The sequence below is a fragment of the Nocardiopsis lucentensis DSM 44048 genome (assembly GCF_000341125.1).
Lineage (GTDB): Bacteria > Actinomycetota > Actinomycetes > Streptosporangiales > Streptosporangiaceae > Nocardiopsis > Nocardiopsis lucentensis.
In genome coordinates this window covers 1-4,486 of sequence record NZ_ANBC01000401.1, presented here as the reverse complement: position 1 = coordinate 4,486, position 4,486 = coordinate 1, and the positions used below count along the sequence as shown (strand labels likewise).

Below are 4,486 nucleotides of genomic sequence, written 5' to 3'. Positions count from 1 at the left end.
GCCCGCCACGGCGGCGGCCGCGCCCCCGCTGGAGCCGCCGGGGGTGGTGGACAGGTCCCACGGGTTGCGGGTGACCCCGGTGAGGGGGCTGTCGGTGACCCCCTTCCACGCGAGTTCCGGCGTGGTCGTCTTGCCGACGAACACGGCGCCCTGCTCGCGCAGCCGGGCGGCCACCGGGGAGTCCTCCTCCCACGGGCCGGCCTGGGAGGTGGTGACCGATCCCCGGAGGGTGGGCCAGCCGCGGGTCAGGTGGATGTCCTTGACCGAGGCCGGGACCCCGTCCAGGAGGCCGCCGGGTTCGCCCCGCCGCCACCGCTCCTCGGAGGCCCGCGCCGCCGCCCGCGCCTCCTCCGGCCGCACCAGGCAGAACGCGTTGAGCGCGGGGTTGTCCTGCTCGATGCGTTCCAGGACCGAGTCCACCGCCTCCACCGGGGACAGCTCTCCGGAGGCGTAGGCCGAGAGCAGTTGTTCGGCGGACAGGTCGGCCGGGCTGGTGGGCACGCCGCCGCGCGCGCGTGGCACCTCCGGGGACGGTCGGCTCGCGCCGACAGCCGCACCGTTTCCGTCGATCTCGGTCCGATCGGTACGGATCGTCACTTCAGCCTCCCAGGTCACACCGTGGTCAGGGGTCATCAGCCGGGCACGTAGCCGCGGCCCTTGTCGACGACGTTGAGCAGTTCGCGCCCGTCGAGGTAGCGGGCGAGGTTGTCCAGGAACAGGTCGACGAGGTCGTCGCGCCAGCCGACGACGTCCCCGGACATGTGCGGCGAGACCACGGATCCGGGCAGTTCCCACAGCGGGGAGTCGACCGCCAGCGGCTCGTCCTCGAACACGTCCAGGGCGGCCCCCGCGATCCGCCCCTTCTGGAGGGCGGCCACGAGGTCGGACTGGACGACGATGGGCCCGCGGGCCACGTTCAGCAGGCGCGCGGTCGGCTTCATCAGCTGCAGGAAGCGCCGGTCGACCAGGCCCCGGGTGGCGTCCGTGAGCGGCGCGGCGACGACCACGTAGTCGGCCTCGGGCAGCGCGGCGGCCAGGGTGGGGGCACCGTCGGCGCCGCGGTCGGCGAGGCTGGACTCGACCACGGAGCGAAAGTCGGGGTCGCCCGAGCGCGCGCGGCTCCCGGAGGCGTGGACCTCCATCCCCACCGCGGAGAGGCCGCGGGCGATGGTGCGGCCGATCGGACCGGTGCCCACGACCAGGGCCCGCCGCCCCGCCACGCGTTCGGTCTCCCGGTGCCGCCAGCGGTGCGCGCGCTGGAGGTCCCACGTGTGGTGGAAGTCCTTGGCGAAGGCGATCACCTGGCCGACGACGTACTCGGCGATGGGCTGCTCGAAGATCCCGCGCGAGTTGGTGAGCACGACGTCGCTGTCGACCATGCCGGGGAAGATCAGGTTGTCCACCCCCGTCGTGGCGGCGTGGACCCAGGTCAGGGTGTCGGCCTTGGGCCAGGCGGAGGCGAGCGCCTCGGAGAACAGGTCCCAGACCAACAGGGCGTGCGCGCCGGGCAGGCGGGCGGGCAGCTCGTCGGCGGTGGCGTAGACGACCTCGCCGAGGCCGGGGTGGTCGTCGATCCGTTCGTGGCCGGGCGGGAGGTCCTCCCCACGCAGGACGAGGAGTCGGGGCCGGTGCGGCGCATTGGGACTTTTCACGGGCGTGCACTCCGTTTGGCGACGTGGTCAGCGGTGTCGTCCGAGGTGGTGACGGTCCGCCCCGCACGAGAAACGCTAGGGAGCCGACATAGGATTGTCAACAATCCACAAATCGTCTCTTCTCCGGCGAAACAGGGCTTCCCGACCACCCCAGAGGGGTCGGGATACCCAACCCGCGCACACCTATTGCCGCACGAGACATGTAAACCATAAGATTGTCGACAATCAACAACTCTGTTGTGCCGCCTTCGTCCCCAACACCACGACCACGAGCGCCGCCGTCGAAGGGACACCACCGTTGCCCAGGTACATGACCATCACACTGGCCAAACGCGGAGTGTCCTGCGTGGCCGAACTCCTGGACAAGGACGCGCCGCGCACCTGTGACGCGGTCTGGAACGCGCTCCCTCAGGGGGACGCCGTCCAGCACGCCAAGTACGCGCGCAACGAGGTCTACACCATGGTTCCGCGGTTCGCCGAGGCCGAACCCGGACAGGAGAATCCCACCGTCACCCCGATCCCCGGCGACGTCGTCTACTTCTCCTTCGAGGGCGGGATGCTCGACCGCGCCTTCAAGGAGGACAAGGGCATCGACCACCTGCCGGGCGTCATCGACCTCGCCCTCTTCTACGGGCGCAACAACCTACTGCTCAACGGCGACGTCGGCTGGGTTCCGGGCAACGTGTTCGCCACCGTCGTGGAGAACCTGCCCGCCATGGCCGAGGCCTGCAACGACGTCTGGCGCTCCGGAAGCGTCGGCGAACGCCTCCTGTACGAGCGTCTCGAACGCTGACCGGGCCACGGTCCGGTCGGCCCGCATCCCCGTACGCACGCATACGAACCCAACACGTTTCCGGGAGGTGAGTGACCGATGCGGACCGATGGATTCTCCACACCAGCCGAGGGCACCGGCGCCGAGCGCGAGGTCGTCGAACTGGCCGCGACCAAGCCGACCCCGTGGCAGTCGGGGGTCGGTGTCATCGCGCCCTACGACTTCGCGCTCGACCGTGAGCTCTGGAGGTGGACACCGGACGACGTCTCACTGCACGTCACACGGTTGCCGTACGTACACGTCCCCGTCACGGTGGACCAGGCGGCCGCCCTGAGCATGGAGCAGAGCGTCGACCCCGCGGTCCGCGCGCTCCTCGCCCCCGAACCGCTCGCCATCGGGTACGCCTGTGCCTCCGGCAGCTTCGTGCACGGCGCGGAGGGGGAACGCGAGCTGCACCGGACCATGGTGAACGCCGGGGCTCCGGCGGCCGTCACGACCTCGGGCGCGCTCGTCCAGGCGCTCGGCGCACTGGAACTCGACCGGATCGCCGTGGTCACCCCGTACGTGGACAGCGTGACCGACCGGCTCCTGGGCTTCCTGGGCGAGCACGGTGTCGGGGTCACGTCCAGCGTGGGTCTGGGCCTGCTCAGCCACATCTGGAGGGTCACCTACGCCGAGGTCTCCCAGGCGGTCCACTCGGTGGACCACCCCGACGCCCAGGGCGTCTACATCAGCTGCACCAACGTCCTCACCTACGACATCATCGCGCCGCTGGAACGCGAACTGGGCAAGCCGGTCATCGCGGCCAACCAGGTGACCATGTGGGCGGTGCTGCGCGAGGCCAACAGACACGCCGTCGCCCAGGGCCAGCGCCTGCTCGACGTCACGGCACCGAGTGCCGTGTGACCACCGGCCACACCCACCGAAGGAGCGCCATGACCCGGGTCGGATTCCTCTACCCCGGCTACAGTGCCGAAGACGACTACACGGCGTTCGCCGCCATGTTCGGCGGCGAGGTCGAACTCCCCGTCGTGCACACGCTCATGCGTGAGGACTCCCACCGGGTGGACGCCCTGCTCGACGTCGGAGGCGAGGAAGTCCTGGCGACGGGGGCGCGGGAACTGTCCCGGATGCGTGTGGAGTCAGCCGTCTGGGCGTGCACCAGCGGCAGCTTCGTCTTCGGTTGGGAGGGTGCCCGCAAACAGGTCCAGGGGGTACGCAACGCCGCCGGGGTGCCGTCGTCGAGCACCTCGTTCGCGTTCGTGCACGCGCTCCGGCAGCTGCGGGTGACCCGGGTCGCGATCGCCGCCACCTACCCGGAGGACGTCGCCCGGCGCTTCGTCGACTTCCTCGGCGAGGCCGGTGTCACGGTCCTCTCCCTTGCCAGCCACGGCATCGTCACCGCCGCCGAGGTCGGCGACCTCGACCCCGACGAGGTCCTGGACTTCGTCATCTCCAACGACCATCCGCGCGCCGAGGCCATCCTGGTCCCGGACACCGCTCTGCACAGCGCCGACCTCATCGAGCCGATGGAGGCCCTGATCGGCAAGACCGTGCTCACCGCCAACCAGGTGAGCATCTGGGAGGGGCTGCGGCTGGCGGGGGTGACCGCGGCCCGGTCGGGCCCCGGCACCCTCTTCCGTTCCGGCGCCACCGCGTTCACCAGCGCGCTGGCCGCCCGTTAGCCTCGACGACACACCCGACCCCGTGTCCCCGACGAAAGGAATGCCGCCCATGCCCGCCCCAGGTCACCTGAGACCCGTGCCCCGGCGGTCCACCGCCGAACTGATCGCCGACCAGCTCAGATCGGCGATCATGTACGGCTCCCTGGCCCCAGGGGACCAACTCGGGGAGGCGGAACTGGCGGGACAGCTGGGGGTGAGCCGGGGACCGCTGCGCGAGGCCATGCAGCGGCTCGTCCAGGAGGGGCTGCTGCGCAGCGAACGGCACAGGGGCCTGTTCGTGCGGGAGCTCACCGCGGACGACGTGCGGGACATCTACGTGGCCAGGCTCGCGGTGGAACGCACCGCGTGCGAACTCATCATGCGGGGGAACCGGGGAG

6 protein-coding genes are annotated in these 4,486 nt (G+C 70.8%); 4 read left to right on the top strand and 2 right to left on the bottom strand.

From position 1 onward, the window contains the following. On the bottom strand, positions 1 to 597 hold a 597-nt coding region (locus tag D471_RS0113570; protein WP_017599111.1), incomplete at its 3' end, for an amidase family protein. A gap of 35 nt (positions 598 to 632) precedes the next feature. Next, positions 633 to 1,652: a D-2-hydroxyacid dehydrogenase gene (locus D471_RS0113565; RefSeq protein ID WP_017599110.1), complete on the bottom strand. Its 1,020-nt coding sequence runs from the start codon at positions 1,650 to 1,652 to the stop codon at positions 633 to 635. 310 nt (positions 1,653 to 1,962) lie between these two features. Here D471_RS0113565 and D471_RS0113560 point away from each other — a divergent pair, with 310 nt between their 5' ends. From D471_RS0113560 to D471_RS0113545, 4 genes are all read left to right on the top strand, one after another. Beyond that, positions 1,963 to 2,445, top strand: coding sequence for a DUF3830 family protein (locus tag D471_RS0113560; protein WP_017599109.1), 483 nt, complete (start codon positions 1,963 to 1,965; stop codon positions 2,443 to 2,445). Between the two features lie 78 nt (positions 2,446 to 2,523). Continuing rightward, positions 2,524 to 3,330: a maleate cis-trans isomerase family protein gene (locus D471_RS0113555; RefSeq protein ID WP_017599108.1), complete on the top strand. Its 807-nt coding sequence runs from the start codon at positions 2,524 to 2,526 to the stop codon at positions 3,328 to 3,330. Between the two features lie 29 nt (positions 3,331 to 3,359). Beyond that, on the top strand, positions 3,360 to 4,109 hold the full coding sequence (locus D471_RS0113550; protein WP_017599107.1) for a maleate cis-trans isomerase family protein: 750 nt from the start codon (positions 3,360 to 3,362) through the stop codon (positions 4,107 to 4,109). Between the two features lie 49 nt (positions 4,110 to 4,158). Further along, a partial coding sequence (locus D471_RS0113545) for a GntR family transcriptional regulator (protein WP_017599106.1) occupies positions 4,159 to 4,486 on the top strand: 328 nt, incomplete at its 3' end.

Excerpts from the sequence above, each read along its gene's own strand:
- D471_RS0113560 (WP_017599109.1), top strand. The coding sequence starts at position 1,963 with ATGACCATCACACTGGCCAAACGCGGAGTGTCCTGCGTGGCCGAACTC.
- D471_RS0113555 (WP_017599108.1), top strand. The coding sequence starts at position 2,524 with ATGCGGACCGATGGATTCTCCACACCAGCCGAGGGCACCGGCGCCGAG.
- D471_RS0113550 (WP_017599107.1), top strand. The coding sequence starts at position 3,360 with ATGACCCGGGTCGGATTCCTCTACCCCGGCTACAGTGCCGAAGACGAC.